Raw genomic sequence first — 1,388 nt, 5'->3', positions numbered from 1 at the left:
CCTGACTGGAAACTTACAACACTGTCCGTGGCCACAGCGCACTCGGTGGACTACCTCCCACCAGCCGCCTGTAACCAACCTCCTGGCCGGGTACATCTAGATGCATGGCTGCACCTCCAGGGAGGGAATCCTGCGCTTACGAAGTGACGTAGGCGGATTGACCTGTTAGCGCGGGTGGGCTTGTGAGCGTGGTCAGCCTGTGCCCGCTCGGATCAAGCAAGTTCCAGCGGAGAGTGTCAGCAACGCTGGCTGCGACGAGATGGAGTTCCTCATCCGGTATCTCCTGCAGGAATCCGAAGCGCCGGTCGGTGCCGAAGCTCGCATGCCGCGAGTACCCGCGTTCGATGAGGTAACCGACAAGGTTGCGAACGTCAGAATCAGCCCGCATTACCGCTCCTAGGCGACCCTGCTCGCTTGCGGGTGAGATTGTGTTCTCGAGCCGCATCAGTGCCTCCGAGAGAGCGGTTGTGCTCTTTGGGGACCTGCCAACGATCACCAGGTCCGTCAGCCGCTCCGCTATCTCCCGTTGCGCGGCATCGACTCGGCGGCGATACACCATGGACCATCTCAGTATCGCTCCACCCGCGGTGAGAGCAAGAGCCGACGGTAGGAAGTTGCCGACCGAGGCGTTGGTGCTTATCAGCATGATGGCAGTTGTGACCGAACCCGCCAGGATTATTGAGGATATCTGCATGCGAAGCACCGCGGACTTCGCGCCCGAACGGCCGTCGCTGGAGAGGATTGGCTTGAGGTCGATGATCGTCAGGAGGGCCAGCTCCCCGCACAACAGGAATGCAACGAGAAGGTTAGCCAGTGTCTGTTCCGAGATAGCATCGGGTGTGCTGACTATGCCGTAGAGAATCACAGCAACGGCGATAGTACTCAGCATGAGCCCAGCCAAGCCAGCGGCGAAGCTGGCGATGTGCGAAAGCGTCTCAATCAGGTGGGAAACTCTGTGCAACGAGGCGGGCGCAAAACTATACACGATAAGCGCGACTCCCACAATGGCTCCGATAAGCCCAATGGAGACCAAGGCAATAAACTCAGGCGACCAGAGTTCGCGATGGACTGGGGCAAGGCCAATCATACCGACCGCACAGCTGGCGAGGCCGACAATGAGTACAGCGAACCCTACCACCAGTCTGACTCTCGCGAGCCGACCCGGCCGCAAGCCTCGTTCATAGCCGGCTCGATCTCGGATGGTCTGCAGGATCGCGGCTCCCTGCTGAAATGATCCCTCCTGGGCCATGATAAGACACCTCCGTGAAATCTTCGCTGTCACGAGACTTATAGGGCTCTTCCGGATTCAGAGTGCGTAGGGCGTCGTCGCTGACGGCGAGCTGAGGCGGATCGTGAGCGGGCCTTGGGTGAAGATGGAGGTGCTCAAA

At 59.7% G+C, this 1,388-nt stretch carries 1 protein-coding gene; it reads right to left on the bottom strand.

Going from position 1 to position 1,388, the window contains the following annotated elements:
* Nucleotides 1-136: 136 nt before the first annotated feature.
* On the bottom strand, nucleotides 137-1,249 hold the full coding sequence (locus tag K338_RS0119505) for a hypothetical protein (RefSeq protein ID WP_022919803.1): 1,113 nt from the start codon (nucleotides 1,247-1,249) through the stop codon (nucleotides 137-139).
* Between the last annotated feature and the right edge of the window lie 139 nt (nucleotides 1,250-1,388).

The organism is Ruania albidiflava DSM 18029, from assembly GCF_000421225.1.
In the GTDB taxonomy this organism is placed as follows: Bacteria; Actinomycetota; Actinomycetes; order Actinomycetales; family Beutenbergiaceae; genus Ruania; species Ruania albidiflava.
Note: the sequence above shows the minus strand (reverse complement) of the source record. Positions and strands in the feature narration are given on the sequence as shown.

Bases quoted from the DNA above. Each gene is read 5' to 3' on its own strand.
- K338_RS0119505 (WP_022919803.1), bottom strand. From the start codon at position 1,249: ATGGCCCAGGAGGGATCATTTCAGCAGGGAGCCGCGATCCTGCAGACC.